We start from the raw sequence: 19,130 nt of genomic DNA, 5'->3' as shown, positions 1-19,130 counted from the left end.
GAGAGTCACTCCCGACCGTCGGCCGAAAGGAAACACATATAATTGCGCCACCAGAACTCAGGGATGCAGTGGGCCGGTAGCTCAGTCCGGCAGAGCGTCTGACTCTTAATCAGACGGTCGCGCGTTCAAATCGCGTCCGGCCCGTCTTCTCGCCGCGAACAACTCCGCGAGTGGCGCGTATCTGATCTGGCCAGAGGCACATTGTACGGAGGTCGCACGCAACGAAGCGAGCACGTCCCACCGTGCGTTCAGATCGCGCCCCGCCCGCCTCTCCTGTCCCTACACCCGTAGATACACGTTCTCACTCGTCTGCGAGTTCGGTGAGCAGCGTCTCCAAGTCGTAGTTCTGCAGCGCCCGCGTGCTGTGTCGGAGCGTCGAGACGACGAACGTCGAGTTCGTCCGGCGGACCTCCTCGATCGTTTCGAGGTCGGTGATGAGGCGCTCGACCATCTCGCGGTCGGGGAGGTGTGCGACGACCACGAAGTCGGTCTCGCCCATCGTGAAGTACGCCTGCGAGACCCCCTCGACGGCGAGGATCTTGTCCTCGAAATCGTGGTGTGACCCGTGGTAATCGGTGAGTAACTCGACGAGAACCGTGACGCCGAGTCCGACTTTCTCCAGGTCGATGTCGTACAGATCGTTCTCGATGATGCCCGCCTCGCGGAGATTGTTCAGCCGATAGTGGATCGTCGAGACGGGAATGTCGGTCTCCTCGTGGAGTCGCTCCGGGCTCCCGGTCCCGAGATCAGAGATGGCTTTCAGGAGGCGAATGTCGCGTTCGTCCATAATTCCGATAGGTCCCCATTTCGACCCGGATTCTTTGTAACTTCCGCCTCGTTTGCCTGACATTCCACGAAAATGTGGACTCACGAGAGGGGTGTCTCCCGTCTCGTCATTCTCTGACCGGAGGAAAATAGCCCGGACAGTCGGCCGATATCGGCACGCGATCCCCACAAACGACTTATACTGCGGCGGGAGAGTTTCGGTATGCTCGATTCGTTACAACTGTCGCTGGACCCGACGCAGCTCGGCTTGGAGTTCGGGAGCGGCGCGGTAATCGGCGGCATCATCGGCTTCGCGGCGAAGAAAGTCGCCAAGATCATCGCCGTGATCGTCGGTCTGGAACTGGCGCTCTTCAAGTTTCTCGAATCCCGCGGGATCCTCTCGGTCGACTGGGAACGGCTCACGTCCGGGTTCGTCGAGACGACCCAGAGCGCCGCCAACGGGACGCCGCCGGACTGGATCTCGACGATTCTCTCGACGCTGTCGGTCTCGGCCGGCTTCACCGGCGGCTTCCTGGTCGGCTTCAAGAAGGGATAGTTCGGCTCCGTCGCTACCGCATCGCTACCGCGTGCTGAGTTCGTCTTTGTCTTTGATAATGCGCGTCTCCGCCTCGCCCGAGGTCATCTCGTTGACGAGGTCGTAGAAGTCGTTCTGCATCCCGGCTGGGAAGGTGACGACGCCGACCCACGAGCCGTCCGGCTGCCACTCCTCGCGTTCGAGGTCCCCGTACTCGCGGACCTGTGCCTGGGTCTTGCCGGCGTAGTTGGCCGGGACCTGTACCGCGACAGTCACCTCGTCGAAGCGAATCGGAATGACCGGCCGGAGGGCGTCGAGGGCGTCGTCGACCTGTGACTCCACGCGCTCCATCGGATCGACGCGGAAGCCGGCCTCTTCGAGGGCGCGCTCGATTCGCTCGGGGGGATGCGGCGCGTTGTCCATCTGCGGGTTCACCGCGTTGCGCGCGATGCGGTTGATGAGTTGCTTTCGCTTCTGTTCCTGCATCTCCCGCCGCTGCTCGGCGGTGATCTGGATCTCGCCTTCGCGGACGACCTCGGGGATGATTTCGAGGGGGTCTGTGGTCCCGAACACGGTCTCTAGGTCTTTCTCTGCCGGTCTGTCGCCTCGCGAGGCGTCCTCGAAGACGTCCTCGGCGGCGATGACGTCCTCTAAGTCGCCCTCGAATTCGTCCCGTTTGATGGCGAGAGCGGCGTCGGGGTCGATGAGTACCTCGAACCGCTCGCCGTGCGATTCGAGTCGCGCCGTCACGGCTTCGTCAAGTGAGATCATACCGCTCCCTACTTGCTCCGAAGTAAAAAGCCCTCCCCGCGGCGTCGTGTGAGTGCCGTTCGGATGTGGGACTCGCGTTCCGTCCCGCGGATTCGGGTCCTATCCAGTGAATTCGACCCTCCGCAACCGAGGGCTCGGAACCGCGGGCAGACAGCGGCGTCGGGACGGTAGTCGTGTACTTCCCGCATTAAGGCGCGTTTTCTCGAACGGCCGCCTTCGATAATCGACGATTAGCTATCACCGCTTCTCGCGACAGAACAGGTATGAGCCGCGCTGTCGATTCCGACGCGGATTCCGGAGACCGGGTCTATCACGTCGTCTGTCACGACTGTCCGACCGAACACCTCACGAAGCGGGCGGCCGAGGCCGAAAAGCTGTTCTCGGAGCACCGGTCGGTGACCGATCACGACGTCGACGTCGCCGCGCTGCGGGCGCCCGACGCGACGTGACGTGCGGGCTGTTCCCGCACTGTCTCGGTGGCACGTTCGAGCCATCGGCTCTGGGTAGATACTCGAGGAGGAGTCGACGCGAGGCGTCGAAGCGGTTACAGCGAACGTCAGACCGCCGCGACTGCGGCGCTCAGTTCGACAGCTGTTCGATGACGCCGACGAGGTCGCTCTTCTCTTGGACGCCGATGACGCGCTCGGCCTGCTCGCCGTTCTTGTAGAACTCGAGCGTCGGAACCGATCGGACGCCGGCGTCGCGCGCGAGGCCCTGCAGTTCGTCGATGTCGACTTTCAGGACGGTCGCGTCGGTCTCCTCGGCGATCTCCGCTACTGTGGGTTCGAGCATCTTACACGGCCCACACCACTCTGCGTGGTAGTCGACGAGGACGACCTCGTGTTCGGCGAGAAGTTCTTGGAAGTGTTCCGCGCTCTCGACGTGGATCGGCGCGCCGGTCGATTCTGGCGAACTCATACCACGCTCTACTGGGGGCAGCCCTTTACCTATTTCGAGGATTGGGGCCCGCCTCGCACGACCGTCGGGAACCGTCGATATCGGCGCCGTCGACATACAACGGCGGCGAACGCAGCGGATAAACGACCGATAGTCACCGACCGAGTACCTCGTAGCTGAGCAGGACGCCGTCGTCGACGCGCCGGACGTCTTCGAGCGACAGTTTCGGAAAGTCCTCCACGAATCCGGGACCGTCGACGAGCGTCGGCGCCTCACGGCCGCCGAGGACGAGTGAGCCGACGTACACCGAGAGTTCGTCGACGAGGTCAGCCGCGAAGAGCGAGTGGATGATCTCGCCGCCGCCTTCCACCATCAGATCTGCGACGCCGCGGTCACCGAGCGCGTCGAGCGCCTCCGGAAGCGACACGCGCTCGTCGCCGGCGACGACGACCTCGGCGCCGGCCGCCGCAATCGCGTCCCGGCGCTCGGGGGTCGCGTCCGCCGAGAGGAGGACGTACGTCGTCGCCGCGTCGTCGAGGATCCGCGCGTCGAGTGGGGTCCGTCCACTGGAGTCGACGACGACGCGGGCGGGGCTGGGGTCGTCGCCACGCGCTGCTCGCTCGTCTCGGAGCGCCGCGTCGTCGAGTGTTAGATGGGGGTCGTCGGCGAGGACCGTTCCGATACCGACGAGAACGGCGTCGCTGTCGGCGCGGAGCCGATCGACGCGGGCGAAGTCTTCGGGGCCGCTGATCCGCACCTGCTCGCGGCGGCGCGTCGAGAGTTTCCCGTCCGCGCTCGTCGCTGCGTTGACGACGACGTGCATACCGAACGCTCGGTCCCCCGCGGCAAGCGAATTTCGGTTGCGATTCGGTCGACTCCGCGCCCCCCCGAGACGCGGCACGGACAGGACTTATGTGCGCGAGCGTGGTCACTTCTAGCAAGATGTCGCCGAAAGTGCTGATGCTGGGCTGGGGGTTTCCGCCGAACGTGAGCGGCGGACTCGACACCCACGTCGGGGAGTTGTTCGACGGAATGCGAGCGCGGGGCCTCGACGTCGAACTCGTTCTTCCGTCCGAGTACGCCCCCGAAGACAGAGCAGGAATCGTCGGCGTGCCGACCGGCGACGGCGACATCATCACGCGCGTGGGGCGGATGAGTTCGACGTTCGCCGAGCGCGCACAGGACGCAGACATCGTCCACACACACGACTGGTTCGGCTACGGCCCCGGGTCGCGCGCGAAGTCGAACGCGGACGTCGAGTGGGTCACGACCTTCCACTCGCTGTCGACCGATCGGAACCTCGATCCGCCAAAGAGGGAAGTCGAGACCGAGCGCCGACTCGCCGAACGCGCGGATCACCTCATCGCCGTCAGCGAACTCACCGCCGGCGACGTCCGCGAACACTACGGCGGCGATTGCCGGGTCATCTACAACGGGTTCTCGGAGTGTGAGACGACCGGGCGGGACTTCAAGGCCGAACTCGGAATCGACGGCGAGATGCTCTTCTTCGTCGGTCGTCACACCGACCAGAAGGGAATCGCCCACCTCGTGTACGCCTTAGAGAAGCTCCGTCGAGACGACGTGACGCTCGTGATGGGCGGTTCGGGGCATCTCACGGCACAGCTCAAGCGATTCGCGGAACTACTCGACGTCGACGACCAGATCGAGTGGGTCGGCTACGTGCCCGAGGAGGAACTGGGCGACTACTACGCGTCTGCGGATCTGTTCGTCTCGCCGTCGCTCGCCGAGCCGTTCGGGATCACGATCACCGAGGCGCTCTCGGCCGGGACGCGCGTGGTTGCGACCGAGAGCGGCGTCAACGAGGTGCTCTCTGAGGGGTGCGTCGTCGAGGTCGAACCCGAATCGGAGTCGCTCGCAGATGGAATCGAGCGGGGTCTCGAACTCGACGGTGCGCCGACGTACGACCCGATCACCTGGGACGAAGTCGTCGAAGAGACCATCGCGTTCTACGAGGAAATCGTCTGATAGTGATTACTCTCACTGTGTACCGCCGAGCGCCACTCCCGGTGGCGATGGTCGGCGGTAAGAGACGAGAGTAACCATTATGAGACAATCGGAGGCGCCGGTGCTGTTTTTGCGGTCCTACCGAAGGAGCCGTACGTCTGTCACGGGCTCGGGATGTCGGATGCGGTATCCCTCCGCAGTCGGAACGAGGCCCTCGCTCGGCAGGCTCTGTCTGGCGGCCTGATACGGACTGTCGCTCTGGATTCCCTGATACGGGCTGTCTCGCGTCCCCCGGTACGGACTGTCGTCCTGTGCGGACTGGTAGGGGCTGCCATCGCGTCGGACCGCGTCGCGCTCGAAGTCCTCCGGCGGCAGGTAGATCCGTTCGCCCGACGCCGAGCGGACGACGACGGCGGTGTCGCGGTCGCCGCGCATCGTGATGACGGTCTCTCCGCCCTCGATGTTCACAGCGAAGTTGACCTGCTCGTCCGCGCCGCTGCTTCCGCTGTCGGGTTCGGCGCTCCCATCCTCGTCGCGCCCGTCTGTATCCATAATAACTAGAGTGACAGCATTGTACTTATATTTCTGCCGTAGCGCAGAGTCCTGCGCGCGTTCGGTGGTCACATCGAACCCCCGATTATATACACCGGCCAGTATATGTGGCCCCCGAAGGTCAAGTAGGGGGACGACGAATAAGGGGTATGGACGTCCGTGACGCAACGACGGAAGACGTCGACGACATCCGACGGGTCGCAACGGAATCGCTGACCGCCTCTTACGGGCACGCGATCGACGAGGAAACGATCACGGCTGCCGTCGACGAGTGGTACAGCCCCGAGCGACTGCGAGAGTCGCTGACCGACGACACCGAGGTGTTCGTCCTCGCGCTCGACAACGGCGCTGTCGTCGGGTTCGCCCAGAGCGAGATTTCGGACGGTCGCGAGACCGTCGGCTACCTGGACTGGCTCCACGTCGTCCCGGACCACCGCGGTGAGGGCATCGGCTCACAACTCCTGGCGCGTCTCGAACAGGAACTCGTCGACGCCGGCGTCGACCGAGTCGAAGGCCGCGTCCTCACCGAGAATCGGGAGGGCGTCTCCTTCTACGACGAACAGGGCTTCACCGAGGTCGGCGAGCGGACCGTAGACATCCACGGCGAGTCGTTCACCGAGCGGGTCTTCACGACGTTCCTCGACGAGGAGGAACCCGCGCCGAGCGGCCTCGTCGAAAAGCAGGTCGGCGATCGGACCGTCCACGTCGCCTACGACGAGTCGGTACGCGGCTCCGAATCGCCCTTCTTCGCCGTCTACCTCGACGACGCACAGACCGAGCGCTACGGGTGGATGTGCGGGGCCGACGAGAGCTTCGACGTCGCGATCGACACGATGGAGCGCTTAGAGTGTAACGAGTGCGGAAACCGCCGAAAGCCCGTCCGCTGGGACGCCGCGTATCTGTAACCCCACATTTTTCGACGGTGAGTTCCCTCGCGGTACGAAGTGCTGAACACACCAGGAAAACGCTCGCGTCGCTATCTGTACTCCGACGGCGTCTACGCCGATCCGCGACTCGGCCGCATCCGAGAGAGGAATCAGGTCGCGGGGCGCTTTGCGCCGTTTATCGCTCGACTTTGTCCTGGATCTCTTTGACGATCTCCGGGTTGCGGAGCGTCGTCGTATCGCCGAGTTCCTCCTCGTTCGCGATCTCTTCGAGCAGGCGACGCATAATCTTCCCCGAGCGGGTCTTCGGGAGTTCCGGCGTGAAGACCACCTGCTGGGGGCGCGCGATCGGGCCGATGGCGTCTTCGACGCCCGCGACGATGCGCTCGCGCATCTCGTCGTCGCCGTCGTAACCGTCTTCGAGAATCACGTACGCGTAGACGGCCTCGCCTTTCACCTCGTGTTCGCCGCCGACGACCGCGGCCTCGGCGACGCCCTCGACGCCGACGATGGCGGATTCGATCTCCATCGTTCCGAGTCGGTGCCCGGAGACGTTGATCACGTCGTCGACGCGGCCGAGGATCGTGATGTAGCCGTCCTCGTCGATCTTCGCACCGTCCTCCGGGAAGTACACCCATTCGTCGGCGTCGGCGTCGGAGTACTCCTCCCAGTACTCCTCGATGAACCGCTCGTCGTTGTTGTACAGCGTCCGAAGCATTCCGGGCCACGGCTTGTCGACGGTGAGATAGCCCGCGCGGCCGGACTCGACCTCGTCGCCGTTGGTGTCGACGACGCGCGCGTCGATGCCCGGCAGCGGCGGCCCCGCAGAGCCCGGTTTCATCGTACAGACGCCCGGCAGGGTCGTGACCATCATCCCGCCGGTCTCTGTCTGCCACCAGGTGTCGACGATCGGGCACTCCTCGTTGCCGATGTGCTGGTAGTACCACTTCCAGGCGCGGGGGTTGATCGGCTCGCCGACCGTCCCCAGGAGACGCAGACTGGAGAGGTCGTGTTGCTCGGGGAACTGCGAGCCCCACTTCATAAACGCGCGAATCGCCGTCGGCGCGGTGTAGAACACGTCGACGGCGTACTTCTCGATGATCTCCCAGAGGCGGTCGCGCTCGGGGAAGTCCGGCGTTCCCTCGTACATCACGGTCGTCGTCCCGAGCGCGAGCGGCCCGTAGACGATGTAGGAGTGGCCCGTGATCCAGCCGATATCTGCCGAACACCAGTAGGTGTCCTCGGGTTCGAGGTCGAGGACGGCGTGGGAGGTCCACGCCGTGTAGGCGAGATAGCCGCCGGTCGTGTGTTTCACGCCCTTCGGCTGGCCCGTCGTTCCCGACGTGTACATCAGGAATAACATATCCTCGGCGCTCCGCTCGACAGGGTCGACGCGGTCGCCCTGGTGGTCGGCCATCAGGTCCTCCCAGGCGTATTGGTTGCCCTTCAGGTCGTGGTCGAAGCCGTCGTCGCCGAGGCGGTCGACGACGACCGTCGCGTCGACCCCGTGGTCGACGCCCGCTAAGCCCTCGTTGGCCTTCTGGAGGTGATCGAGGGCGTCGCCGCGGCGGTAGTAGCCGTCGCAGGTGACGAGATAGCGAGAGTCCGCGGAGTTCATCCGGGTCGCGAGCGCGTCCGCCGAGAAGCCGGCGAAGACGACCGAGTGCGGCGCGCCGATCCGCGCACACGCCAGCATCGCGATCGGCAGTTCCGGTACCATCGGCATATAGAGGGTGACGACGTCGTCTTCCTCGACGCCGAGGTCGCGGAGGGACGCGGCGAACTCGTTGACTTCGCGGTAGAGGTCCTGATAGGTGTAGGTTCGCGTGTCGCCGTGTTCGCCTTCCCACTTGATGGCGACGCGGTTCTTGTCGCCGTTCTCGACGTGCCGGTCGACGCAGTTGTACGAGGCGTTCAGCGTGCCGTCCGGGAACCACTCGTAGAAGGGTTCGTTCGAGTCGTCGAGGATCTCACTGTACTCTCGGTCCCAGTCGAGGAGGTCGGCCGCGCGACGCCAACTGTGCGGCCAGTTCTCCTCGAACTCCTCGTAGATGCCCGGATCCGAGACGTTCGCCTGCGATACGAACTCTTCTGTGGGCTCGAAGCTCTCCTGTTCGACCAGTCGCGCTTCGAGGTCCCCGTCTCCGTCGCCGTTGTCAGTCATATTCACTCACAGTTTTCGAATACCGGGTGATAAATCTGTGCGACCCGGTCCGCGAGGCGTCGAAACCGAACTACTGCGGCGATGTTTCTCGGACAGTAGCCACTTCCTATCTGCTCTCAAAAGCCTGGAATCGCCCAGAGTCTTTTATTACGCGGTCGCGTAGCTTGGTCTATGTGTGAGGAGCAACCCTCGGGAGTCGACGAGCAGGCTGACGCGACGTCGGTCGGGCGCCGCCGCCTCCTGCTCGCGAGTGCGGGGGCCGCGACCGTCTCGTTGACCGGCTGTCTCGGTGGCGGCGGTGGCGGGAACACAGAGCCGCCGGCTGCGGTCACGATCCCCGAGACTGCGACCTGTGAGGTCTGTGGGATGGTGATCCGCCAACATCCGGGGCCGTCTGCCGAGATCTTCTACAAGGACCAACAGCCGAACGGGCACGAGAATCCAGCCCGTTTCGACAGTACCTGGGAGGCCTACCAGTACGAGTTCGAGAAGGACGACAGCGGCTGGGAGGACGTCGCGTTCTACGTCACCGACTACTCGTCGGTGGACTACGAGACCTACGAGGACGGCGGCGACATCCTCATCACGCGACATTTCGAGGCGTCGACGTTCGTCTCGGCGACCGACGTGACCTACGTCGTCGACTCCGAGGTGAAAGGAACGATGGGCCGTGACCTGATCGCCTTCTCGAACCGGGAGGACGCCGAGTCGTTCCAGTCCGAGCACGGCGGGTCGCTCACGACCCACGACGGAGTCACCCCCGAAGTCGTCGCCGGCCTCGGAATGTGATGGCGATCCTGTCGTCGACGGGGACGAAGTGGGTGACGGCCGCCGTGACCCTCACGCTCGTCCTCGCGAGTCTCTCGTTCGCCCTGACGCCGGCGAGCGGCGAAACGCTCCGCCCGGTCGACTTCGACGACACCGTGAGTATGGGCGGGACGGGCGTCGACACACGCCGCGCTGAGGCGGAGGGGTTCGCTCTCCCGCGAGCGCAGGTGTTCTACTCGGGCTACCGCTACGTCGTCGGCTACGTCGGCGTCGAGACCGTCGTCAGCGAACTCGGCGACGCGAGCGCCCAGCGGCAGTTCGGAGATCCGCTCGCGGTCTACGTCTCGGACTTCTCGGACATCACACCCAATCTGACCGAGGAGGGGTACGTCGTTCCCGAGCGCGGCCGCGCCGTGGGCTGGACGCCCGCCGAATCTGCGTACTTCGTCGTCGGGAGCGAGGCGACGATCCCGTCCGGATCGGTGATACTGCCGTTCTCCGAGCGCAGCGACGCCGAGCAGTTCGCCGAGCAGTACGGCGGCGACGTCGTCGACTGGGCGGCCCTCCAATCCCGCGTCGGCGACCCGCTGCCGTCCCGGCTCGATCGGTTCGAGGCGTCGATCGACGCCCGACACGAGTGGGCGAACGAGACCGTCACAGAGACCGCCGAGCGCCGCGACCGACCGCGGAGCGTCGTCGTCGACGCGGATAGCTCCACCACGGAGGGCTCTGCGATAGACGCCTCGGCCACAGGCGACGTCGCTACCGCGGCGACGATCGCGGACGCCACCGCCGCTGCACCGCCGAACACGACCGTCTACCTCCCGCCGGGAACGTACGACGTCGACGACGTGGTCGTGAACAAGTCCATCACGCTCGCGGGCGCGGGACCCGAGACGGTCATCAACGGTGACGGAAACCGCAGCGTCGTCTTTCTGAAGGGCGACGGCTCGGCCGTCCGCGACCTGCGCGTCACCGGCGTCGGCGACGTCGGGAGCCGCGGCCGCGACTTCCGGAACGGCTCGGTCGACTGGGATACGACGGTCCAGTTGGCGTACGGCTACGGCGACGCGGCGATCGTCCTCGACGGGGCGGCCGGCGCCTCGGTCGCGAACGTCGAAATCGACACCTCCGCGAGCGGTGTCATCGTCCGGGAGAGCCCCGACTCCGCGCTGACGAACCTGACGGTGCGCGGCGCTGCGACGGCCCGCGAGGGCTTTATGGGCGTCGTGCTCATCGGCGCGCGGAGCGTCGTCCAGGACTCGGTGTTTATCGACGGCCGTGACGGCGTCTACACCCACCGCGCGGACGGGAGCGTCGTCCGGGACAACCGCGCCGATCCCGGTCGCTACGGCGTCCACGAGATGTACACCTCCGAGTCGCTGGTGGCGAACAACACGGTCCGGAACGCGCAGGCCGGCGTCATCGTGATGACTCGCCCGACGGACAACATCATCGTGGGCAACGACGTCCGACAGAGCACGTACGGCATCGTCCCTGCCGGCGGCGACTCCTACTACGCGCGAAACGTCGTCGTCGACAACGAGCGCGGGCTCCAGGTCGCCGGCGACCGCAACACGTTCGCCGAGAACGTCGTCATCGGCAACGAGATCGGCGTGCGCGCGAGCGACATCCTCCCGTCGAACTGGGTGCTCAGAAACGACTTCGTCGACAACGAACAGACGGTGGAGTCCACCATCGGACCGCTCCGTACCTGGTCACACAGCGGGGTGGGCAACCACTGGGGCGCACTGCCGATCCCCGACGGGAACGACGACGGTATCTACGACCGCCCGTACCGGCCGTCCGGGTCGGTCGACTCCCGGATCGGGACGGTCTCGGGCGCGACCGCGTTGGCGCAGTCGCCCGCGGTCGCGACGCTCCGTCGCGTCCAGGACGCCGTCTCGGGGCTCCGACAGTCCGGCGTCGTCGACACGCACGCCCGGACGGAGCCGTTCCATCCCGAAGTGATCGCCGCCGCGCGGGCGGTCGATACCGAGGGGTTCCTCGCGGAGGAACGTTCGACGAACGACAGCGCGACTACCGACGAGACGATGATGACGAGACCAGTCGACGAACGGCGGATCGAAGTGGAATCGAATCGACACGTGACAGCTCAGGAGGCGACAGCGTGAGCGACGACAGACCCGCGGCGCTCCGGTCGACGGGCGTCGAGCAGTCGTTCGGCGACGTCGACGTCCTCTCGGGCGTATCGCTGACGGTCGAGCGCGGCGAGGTCGTCGCCCTCGTCGGCCCGAACGGCTCCGGGAAGTCGACGCTCCTGCAGATTCTCGCCGGCGTCAGTCCGCCCACCGACGGCTCGGTTACGGTACCGCGCCGCGCCGGCGGCGCACGCAGCGTCGGCTATCTCCCACAGCAGCCCGCGTTCCGCGAGGGGTTCAGCGCGCGCGACACGCTCGAATTCTACGCGGAACTCCTCGACGGCGTCGACAGCGAGGACGTCGCGGCGACGCTCGACCGGATCGGCCTCGGAGACGTCGCGGATCGCGCGGTCGGATCGCTCTCGGGAGGAATGACTCGATTACTCGGGCTCGGACAGGCCGTGCTCGGTGATCCCGCGGTGTTGATCCTCGACGAACCCGGGAGCGGCCTCGACCCCGCGATGGTCGAGCGACTGTTCGAGGTCGTCGGCGAACTCGCCGCAGAGGGCACCGCCGTCGTCGTGGCGTCACACGAACTCCCGGCGGTCGAGGCCCACGCCGAAACCGTCTACATTCTCGACGACGGCGGCTTCGTCGCGAGTGGGTCGCCGACGGAACTCCTCGAGGAGACCGACGCGGCGTCGCTCTCGGAGGCGTTCCTCCGGATCGTCCGCGCGCAGGCGGGCGAATCGACCGTTAGAGCAGGTATCGACGAAGGACAGAGCGCACAGGAGGTGTCGGGCGGTGAGTGAGTCGGACGCCGACGAGAGCGCCGACGCGCGGCCGGCGGACGGGTCGACGGCTGCGGGCAACGGGCAGGTCGACGCGTCTGCGAGCGAGGCCGCAGTGGAGGACGAACAGCCCGAGGCGACGACCGGCGAGGGCGACGAAGCGAGCGCGGCGGCCGAACGGAGCGAGTTCGCTCGTCTCCGAGCGAACCTCTTCGTCGTCGCGACGCGCGAACTCCGGACAATCGCCCGGACGCCGGCGCTGCTCGCGCTCTCGGCGGCGTTCACGCTGAGCGTCGTCGGCGTCGCGTGGGCCGGAACGGGCGGTGGCGGCGGGTTCGTCCCGCTGACGCTCGATCTGCTGACGTTCGTCGAGGTGCTCGTCCCGCTGCTCGCAGTCGCGTTCGGCTACCGATCGATCCTCGGTGACCGCCAGACCGGCGAGTTGGACGTCCTCCGGACGTACGACGTGCGGCGGGTCTCCTACGTCGGCGGGGTCTATCTGGGGCGCGCACTCGCGCTCGTCGGCGTCGTGGTCGCCACGCTGTTCGTCGTGGGGCTGTTCGTCCCGTTCCTCACGGCGGACATCCCGACGTTCCTGGCGATCAACGCCGCGGCCGACTCGGGCGTCCGCTACGTTCGGTTCGTCGTCCTCGCGGGCGTGTTCACGCTCGTCGTGCTCGCCGCGACGATCGCGATCTCGGCCGCGGCGCGAACCGTCCGGACGGCGTTCGCACTCGCCGCCGCGCTGGCGCTGGCGCTCGTTCTCGGCATCGACACCGCGCTGGTGGCCGGCCTCGCGAGCGGCGTGCTTCCCGAAAGCGGTCTCACGGCACTCCTGGCGCTGAGCCCGAACAGCGCGTTCCGCGGGCTGGTTCTCTCGACGGCGGTCGGTGTCGTCGGCGGCGCGGAAGTGAACGCGGGCGACCCGCTTTTGAACACTGTCGGTCTGCTCGTGTGGCTGGTCGGCAGTCTCGCGGTCGCCGTCTGGCGGGTCTGGCCCGCCGTCGAAGAAATCGAATCCTGATACTGTCGGACAGACCGATGTGAAGATGCTCGGCTCCCCCCGGTGCCGCACTGCTTCACGGACGTCTGTTCGACAGTATGACTGTCCTCAGCCGAAGTTTTCGACTTTCGCGTCGTCGGGATCGACGCCGGCGACGTCGAGCGCGGCCGTGGCGTCCTCGACGAACGCCGCGAAGCCGTAGACGAACACCTGCTCGTCGTCGGCGCCGGTCACTGCGGCGGCGACCTCCTCGTCGATCGCGCCGTCGACGACGACGACAGACGCGCCCGCCTCCCGGAGCGCGTCGAGGCGGCTCTCGTGCGCGGGCGTGTCAGTCTGGTATACGATCGCGGCCTCGTTGCCGTCGTCGACGGCGGCTTCGGCGATGCCAACCGCAGGGCCGACACCCGGTCCCCCCGCGAGAACGACGACGCGTGCCTCCCCTTCGTAGTAGCTCTGTCCGAACGGCCCGGAGATATCGAGTTCGTCTCCCGCTTCGAGGTCGAGCAGGAACTGGCTGAACGGGCCGGCCTCCTCGGGATCGACGCCGACGGTGACCTCGAAGGTGTCGTCGACGCCCGGCGAGGAGAGCGTATAGAAGCGCGCGTACTCCTCGCCCTCGACAGTGGCGGCGAGTTTGATGAACTGTCCAGGCTCGGCGTCGAATCCGTCCGGCGACTCCAACTCGAGTGCAACCGTCTGCGGTCCGACGTCTCGGACGGCGCCGACGGCGACTGTCGCGTCCATACGCTCACGTTTTTCGTCCGGTGAGAAGGACTTTGCCTTCCGGCGTCGATAGAGCACACCCCGATTGATACTGTCGGACAGAACTGTGTGAAGCGTATCGGCACCCCGTGGGTGCCAACATCATTCACGAACTTCTGTCCGATAGTATGAAAGCTCCAGAACTCCCGATCGGTCGGTCCACCCCTTCCCAGTCACGCGTTCGAAATTGCTTGTGGACGAACGGTCAGTTACTCGCGCAATATTTGCTACTCGCTTCTCAATATGTTCGATATTCGGAGTATACTCGTTTGTTCGTAAACTTTCTGGGCTAGCAAATCGCCCCTTTTTTCAATGCTTTTCAGAAGGCTTTTCTTAGATCCAAGGGAACCCCTTAGCCACATGCCTGCGGACTTCAACTGGGCCATCGGCGGCGAAGCCGGCGATGGCATCGACTCGACGGGGAAAATCTTCGCCCAGGCACTTTCCCGGGCCGGGCGACACGTATTCACGTCGAAGGACTTCGCGTCCCGGATCCGTGGCGGCTACACGGCGTACAAGGTGCGGACCGCCGTGGACCCCGTGCAAAGTGTCGTCGACCGCCTCGACGTGCTCATCGCACTGACCCCGCGCACGATCGAGGAAAACCTCGACGAACTCCACGAGGGTTCGGTCATCATTTACGACGGCGACCGAACGACGATGGAGAATGTCGAGATCCCCGAGGGGATGGTCGGACTGGACGTCCCCCTCAAGCGACTGGCCGAGGAGGCCGGCGGTGCCATTATGCGCAACGTCGTCGCCCTCGGTGCAGCGTGTGAGGTGTCGGACTTCCCGATCGAGAACCTCGACAGCGCCTTAGAGAAACGGTTCGGCTCGAAGGGTCAGGCCCTCGTCGACAACAACAAAGAGGCGGCCCGGAAGGGTCGCGACTACGTCGCCGAGGAGTACGACCACGAGTTCGACTACGAACTCGAAACGACCGACGCCGATTACGTCCTGCTCAACGGCGACGAAGCCATCGGAATGGGTGCGATCGCCGCGGGCTGTAAGTTCTACGCCGGCTACCCGATCACGCCTGCGACGGACGTGATGGAGTATCTCACGGGCCGAATCGAGCAGTTCGGTGGCCACGTGGTGCAGGCCGAAGACGAACTCTCGGCGATCAACATCGCACTCGGCGCGGCCCGAGCGGGCGCGCGCTCGATGACGGCGACGTCGGGTCCCGGGATCGACCTGATGGCCGAGACGTTCGGCCTCGTCGCCACGAGCGAGACGCCGCTCGTCATCGTCGACGTGATGCGCTCGGGTCCCTCGACCGGGATGCCGACCAAGCAGGAACAGGGCGACCTGAATATGATGCTGTACGGCGGCCACGGCGAGATTCCGCGGTTCGTCCTCGGCCCGACGTCGATCTCGGAGTGCTTCTGGAAGACCGTCGAGGCGTTCAACCTCGCCGAAAAGTACCAGACGCCGGTCTACATCGCCGCGGACCTCGCGATGGCTGTGACCGAGCAGACGTTCCCGCCGGAAGCGTTCGATATGGACGAGGTCGAAATCGAGCGCGGCAAGGTCGTCGACGAGGAGACGATCGACGAGTGGCAAAACGAGAAGGGGCAGTTCCAGCCGCACGCGATCACCGACGACGGCGTCTCGCCGCGCGCGTTCCCCGGCACAGCCGAGGGTGCGCATATGTCGACGGGCCTCGAACACGACGAGCTCGGGCGACGGACCGAAGACACCGAGATGCGCGTCGAGCAGGTCGACAAGCGCAACCGGAAGGTCGAGACCGCGCGCGAGGAAGAAGACTGGACGCCGCGTGAGTTCGGCAACCCGGACTCGGAGAACCTCGTCATCTCGTGGGGCTCGAACGAGGGCGCGATGACCGAAGCAATCGACTTCCTCGAAGAGGAGGACGTCGACGTGCGGTTCCTCTCGGTCCCGTATCTGTTCCCGCGACCGGACCTCACCGACGAAGTCGAGTCGGCGGAGAACGTCGTCGTCGTCGAGTGTAACGCCACCGGCCAGTTCGCGGACATCGTCGAGCACGACACGCTCTCGCGGGTCGACCGTGTGAACAAGTACGACGGCGTGCGATTCAAGGCCGACGAACTCGCAGCAGAGATCAAAGCGGCCCTACAGGAGGCAGACCAATGAGCTCGGACGTTCGATTCACGGACTTCAAATCAGACAAGCAACCGACGTGGTGTCCCGGCTGCGGCGACTTCGGGACGATGAACGGGATGATGAAGGCGCTCGCGAACACGGGCAACGATCCCGACAACACCTTCGTCGTCGCCGGGATCGGCTGCTCCGGCAAGATCGGGACGTATATGCACTCGTACGCGCTCCACGGCGTGCACGGGCGCGCGCTCCCGGTCGGCACAGGTGTCAAACTCGCCAACCCCGATCTCGAAGTGATGGTCGCCGGCGGCGACGGCGACGGCTACTCCATCGGCGCGGGTCACTTCGTCCACGCCGTCCGACGCAACGTCGATATGACGTACGTCGTGATGGACAACCGCATCTACGGTCTCACCAAGGGCCAGGCCTCGCCGACCTCGCGCGAGGACTTCGAGACGTCGACGACGCCGGAAGGCCCCCAGCAGCCCCCGGTCAACCCGCTCGCGCTCGCGCTCGCTGCGGGCGCGACGTTCATCGCGCAGTCGTTCTCGACTGACGCCCAGCGGCACGCCGAGATCGTCCAGGAGGCCATCGAGCACGACGGCTTCGGCTTCGTCAACGTCTTCAGCCCCTGCGTGACGTTCAACGACGTCGACACCTACGATTACTTCCGCGACAGCCTCGTCGACGTCGCCGAAGAGGGCCACGACCGCACGGATTACGACGCTGCCAAAGAGAAGATCCTCGAGGCCGACAAGGAGTACCAAGGCGTCATCTGGCAGGACGAATCGTCCGTGCCGTACGACCAGAAGCACGGTCTCGACGAGAACATGTCCGAGATCGACGACGGTGCGCCCGAGGGCGCGATGGACCTCGTTCGCGAGTTCTACTGAACGGAACGCGCTACCGCGTCTGATTTTTTCGACGGCACTTACTCGTGGATGGTGGGTCGCTACTGGGAGAAGCCAGCCGTGTGGTCGCCACCATCGGGCTGCGCTGCTGCGGCCGCACCGCCCGTGCCGGTTGGTGCCGGGACCGTTCCGGCGTCCGTTTCCGACGCGACTGACTGGTCGATGTCCGCGGTGTCACCGATCTCGAACTCCGAGACTTGGTCGTGGAGGGACTCCGCGAGTTGGGTCAGGTGTTGGATGTTGTCCGTTGCCTCCGACAGCGAGGCGGCCTGTTCTTCGGTTGCCGCCGAGACGTTGCTCGCCTCCGCGGCCGTTTCTTCGCTCACGCTCGACACCTCGTCGGCCATTGCGACGACCTCCTCCGAGGAGGCGGCCTGGTCGTCGGTGGCAGTACTGATCTCTCTGATTCCGCCCTCCGCTTGCTGGACCGCGGCCGCGATTTCGTCGAACATCTCGATGGCGTCCTCGATGGTGTCGGCGCCGCGTTGGACCTGTTGATCCATCGCCTCCATCTCGTCTGTCGTCTCGGCGGTCATCGCTTGAACGTCCGAGATGCTGGCTTCGATTTCGTTCGTCGCCTGCGCTGCTTCCTGCGCTAAGCCTTTGATCTCCTCGGCGACGACGGCGAAACCGTCGCCCGCCTCACCGGCCCGGGCGGCCTCGATCGAGGCGTTCAGTGCGAGCAGGTTCGTCTGCTCTGCGATGTCGGTGATCAGTTCGGTGATCTCACCGATCTCTTCCATCTCGTCGTCGAGCGCGTCGACGCGAGCGGCTGCCTGGTCTGCGTGCTCTTCGATCGACGTGATCTCCTCTGTCGCCGCTGCGGCGTACTCTTGGCCCTCCTGGCTCCGCTCGACGGCGGTCGAAGCCGTCGCGGCAACCTCCTCGGCGGAGGAGGCGATCTCCTCGACCGTCGCGGACATATCGTTCATCTCGGCGGAGACCTCCCGAAGGCTCTCGCTTTGGTTCTCGGCGCCCTCCGAGATTTCCTCGACAGAGCCGGCAACTTCCTCGCTCGCCTGTTTGATCTCTTCGGCACTACTGGAAACCTCCTCGCTCGATGCTGCCACCTGAGTGGCTATCTGTTGAATGCTACCAACGTTCGCGCGGAGTTGGCCGACTCCTTCGTCGAGATTCGAGAGGACAGTACCGTACGCACCGGGACGGTCCGTGTCGATCTCCTGATCGAGGTCACCATCGCTGAGGGCGTCGCTGACGTCCCTGATTTCCTTGAAACTCCCAGTGAGTTGGTCGGTCCCATCGTCGATTCGCATCAGAATATCGCCGTAGACCCCGGGATAGGACGTGTCGATGTCCTGCCCTAAGTCGCCTTGTTGGAGGTTTTGACTGACGGAGTCGAGTTCGTCGACGGTGCCGCGGAGATTCTCCTGGAGCGTCTGAAACGCGTCGACCATCCGACCGAGTTCGTCGTTCTCGGGATGGTCCTCGATATCGGCGTCGAGGTCGCCTTCACTGGCCGCGATGGCGGCTTCGGAGAGTTGCGAGACGGGGCGTTTGATCCGTCGGGCAACGAACACCCCGATTGCGATGGCCAAGACGAACGCGGCGACGGTGAGTCCGAGGATCTGGAGCTGTGTTCGCTGCGTGACCTGATCAGCCGCAGCGACCTGCGCTGTCAGATCTTCCTGTGCCGAGGCTTCGATGGTGTGCGCGTGCTCTTCCATCTGCGTTCGAAGCGCTTCCATCTCAGTCGCTCTGTCGGCAGCAACGTCGGCGTTTCCGGCGGCTCGCGCAGCGAAGAACTCCTCGCCGAGTTGGGTATACGTCTCGTGTTTCGACCGGAGTTCGCTGAACTGTTCCTGTTGGCTCGCGCTCAGGTGTGTGTCCTCTAACCGAGCGGCGGCCTCCGAGAAGCGTTGATTCGCCTGTTGGAACGACTCGCGTGCGCCCGATTCCTCGAGCTGTGCGGACTGGACCGCGGCGCGCTGCTGTTCGACCGCGATGATGAGCTGTGCGGCGGCGTCCATCTTCTCCCCGTCCTCGGCGATCACATGTGCCTCCTCGTCGACCGTCCCCACCGCTCCGTAGCCGACGAAACCCGTGACTCCGACGAGCGCCGCCACGAGCACGAACGCGATGATGAGCTTCGGACCGACGTCGAGTCGGTCGATCGTCAACCGATCGAAGAGACGGCGAAGTGAAGTTATCATTCGT

General features: G+C 65.2%; 18 protein-coding genes and 1 tRNA gene. 11 read left to right on the top strand and 8 right to left on the bottom strand.

The genetic code is table 11. The features are described 5' to 3' along the window. Positions 1 to 70: 70 nt before the first annotated feature. Positions 71 to 144 (top strand) — tRNA-Lys (locus tag RBH22_RS05420). Positions 145 to 301: 157 nt separating this feature from the next. Here the strand turns inward: RBH22_RS05420 and RBH22_RS05415 are convergent. Beyond that, entirely contained in the window at positions 302 to 787 is a 486-nt protein-coding gene (locus RBH22_RS05415; RefSeq protein WP_121570647.1) for an Lrp/AsnC family transcriptional regulator, read from the bottom strand. A gap of 201 nt (positions 788 to 988) precedes the next feature. Between RBH22_RS05415 and RBH22_RS05410 the strand changes: the two genes are divergently transcribed. After that, complete coding sequence (locus RBH22_RS05410) at positions 989 to 1,321, top strand: FUN14 domain-containing protein (RefSeq protein ID WP_121570646.1); 333 nt, start codon at positions 989 to 991, stop codon at positions 1,319 to 1,321. A 24-nt stretch (positions 1,322 to 1,345) separates the two neighbouring features. On the opposite strand, the gene RBH22_RS05405 is transcribed toward RBH22_RS05410, so the two are convergent. Next, on the bottom strand, positions 1,346 to 2,071 hold the full coding sequence (locus RBH22_RS05405; RefSeq protein WP_121570645.1) for a ribosome assembly factor SBDS: 726 nt from the start codon (positions 2,069 to 2,071) through the stop codon (positions 1,346 to 1,348). A gap of 263 nt (positions 2,072 to 2,334) precedes the next feature. Between RBH22_RS05405 and RBH22_RS05400 the strand changes: the two genes are divergently transcribed. Continuing rightward, positions 2,335 to 2,520: a hypothetical protein gene (locus RBH22_RS05400; RefSeq protein WP_256545182.1), complete on the top strand. Its 186-nt coding sequence runs from the start codon at positions 2,335 to 2,337 to the stop codon at positions 2,518 to 2,520. A gap of 130 nt (positions 2,521 to 2,650) precedes the next feature. Here the strand turns inward: RBH22_RS05400 and trxA are convergent, their stop codons facing one another. Together trxA and RBH22_RS05390 are read right to left on the bottom strand one after the other, a co-directional pair. Next, complete coding sequence (gene trxA / locus RBH22_RS05395) at positions 2,651 to 2,989, bottom strand: thioredoxin (protein ID WP_256545181.1); 339 nt, start codon at positions 2,987 to 2,989, stop codon at positions 2,651 to 2,653. 133 nt (positions 2,990 to 3,122) lie between these two features. Continuing rightward, positions 3,123 to 3,791 (bottom strand): 2,5-diamino-6-(ribosylamino)-4(3H)-pyrimidinone 5'-phosphate reductase, encoded by a 669-nt coding sequence (locus RBH22_RS05390; protein ID WP_256545180.1) that lies wholly within the window; start codon positions 3,789 to 3,791, stop codon positions 3,123 to 3,125. A gap of 137 nt (positions 3,792 to 3,928) precedes the next feature. Between RBH22_RS05390 and RBH22_RS05385 the strand changes: the two genes are divergently transcribed. Continuing rightward, entirely contained in the window at positions 3,929 to 4,954 is a 1,026-nt protein-coding gene (locus RBH22_RS05385) for a glycosyltransferase family 4 protein (RefSeq protein ID WP_306676973.1), read from the top strand. Positions 4,955 to 5,071: 117 nt separating this feature from the next. On the opposite strand, the gene RBH22_RS05380 is transcribed toward RBH22_RS05385, so the two are convergent. Then, positions 5,072 to 5,485, bottom strand: coding sequence for a hypothetical protein (locus RBH22_RS05380; protein WP_256545179.1), 414 nt, complete (start codon positions 5,483 to 5,485; stop codon positions 5,072 to 5,074). Positions 5,486 to 5,634: 149 nt separating this feature from the next. Between RBH22_RS05380 and RBH22_RS05375 the strand changes: the two genes are divergently transcribed. Then, positions 5,635 to 6,390: a GNAT family N-acetyltransferase gene (locus RBH22_RS05375; RefSeq protein WP_306676778.1), complete on the top strand. Its 756-nt coding sequence runs from the start codon at positions 5,635 to 5,637 to the stop codon at positions 6,388 to 6,390. Between the two features lie 157 nt (positions 6,391 to 6,547). Here the strand turns inward: RBH22_RS05375 and acs are convergent, their stop codons facing one another. Next, positions 6,548 to 8,533, bottom strand: coding sequence for an acetate--CoA ligase (gene acs / locus RBH22_RS05370; RefSeq protein ID WP_306676776.1), 1,986 nt, complete (start codon positions 8,531 to 8,533; stop codon positions 6,548 to 6,550). 171 nt (positions 8,534 to 8,704) lie between these two features. On the opposite strand from acs, the gene RBH22_RS05365 reads away from it, so the two are divergent. From RBH22_RS05365 to RBH22_RS05350, 4 genes are read left to right on the top strand one after another with little or no spacing between them, the layout of a single operon-like run. After that, the gene (locus RBH22_RS05365; RefSeq protein WP_256289798.1) at positions 8,705 to 9,322 is read left to right on the top strand and encodes a nitrous oxide reductase accessory protein NosL; all 618 of its coding nucleotides are present in this window, start codon (positions 8,705 to 8,707) and stop codon (positions 9,320 to 9,322) included. Then, positions 9,322 to 11,436, top strand: a complete 2,115-nt coding sequence (locus tag RBH22_RS05360) for a NosD domain-containing protein (protein ID WP_306676775.1) — start codon at positions 9,322 to 9,324, stop codon at positions 11,434 to 11,436. Before RBH22_RS05365 ends, RBH22_RS05360 begins: the two co-directional genes overlap by 1 nt. After that, entirely contained in the window at positions 11,433 to 12,215 is a 783-nt protein-coding gene (locus tag RBH22_RS05355) for an ABC transporter ATP-binding protein (RefSeq protein ID WP_306676774.1), read from the top strand. The genes RBH22_RS05360 and RBH22_RS05355 overlap by 4 nt, the downstream gene beginning before the upstream one ends. Next, entirely contained in the window at positions 12,208 to 13,218 is a 1,011-nt protein-coding gene (locus tag RBH22_RS05350; protein ID WP_306676773.1) for an ABC transporter permease, read from the top strand. The genes RBH22_RS05355 and RBH22_RS05350 overlap by 8 nt, the downstream gene beginning before the upstream one ends. An 87-nt stretch (positions 13,219 to 13,305) precedes the next feature. On the opposite strand, the gene RBH22_RS05345 is transcribed toward RBH22_RS05350, so the two are convergent. After that, positions 13,306 to 13,944: an FAD-dependent oxidoreductase gene (locus tag RBH22_RS05345; protein WP_256545173.1), complete on the bottom strand. Its 639-nt coding sequence runs from the start codon at positions 13,942 to 13,944 to the stop codon at positions 13,306 to 13,308. Between the two features lie 378 nt (positions 13,945 to 14,322). Between RBH22_RS05345 and RBH22_RS05340 the strand changes: the two genes are divergently transcribed. Together RBH22_RS05340 and RBH22_RS05335 are read left to right on the top strand one after the other, a co-directional pair. After that, a complete protein-coding gene (locus RBH22_RS05340; RefSeq protein WP_256289793.1) occupies positions 14,323 to 16,077 on the top strand; it encodes a 2-oxoacid:acceptor oxidoreductase subunit alpha in 1,755 nt (584 codons plus the stop codon). Further along, the gene (locus RBH22_RS05335) at positions 16,074 to 16,937 is read left to right on the top strand and encodes a 2-oxoacid:ferredoxin oxidoreductase subunit beta (RefSeq protein WP_256289792.1); all 864 of its coding nucleotides are present in this window, start codon (positions 16,074 to 16,076) and stop codon (positions 16,935 to 16,937) included. Before RBH22_RS05340 ends, RBH22_RS05335 begins: the two co-directional genes overlap by 4 nt. 59 nt (positions 16,938 to 16,996) lie before the next feature. Here RBH22_RS05335 and RBH22_RS05330 read toward each other — a convergent pair whose 3' ends face one another. Beyond that, positions 16,997 to 19,126 carry a methyl-accepting chemotaxis protein gene (locus RBH22_RS05330; RefSeq protein WP_306676772.1) on the bottom strand — a complete coding sequence of 710 codons (2,130 nt, stop codon included), beginning with the start codon at positions 19,124 to 19,126 and terminating at the stop codon, positions 16,997 to 16,999. Positions 19,127 to 19,130: the final 4 nt, after the last annotated feature.

It is taken from the genome of Halobellus sp. H-GB7 (assembly GCF_030848585.1).
In the GTDB taxonomy this organism is placed as follows: Archaea; Halobacteriota; Halobacteria; order Halobacteriales; family Haloferacaceae; genus Haloquadratum; species Haloquadratum inordinatus.
Note: the sequence above shows the minus strand (reverse complement) of the source record. Positions and strands in the feature narration are given on the sequence as shown.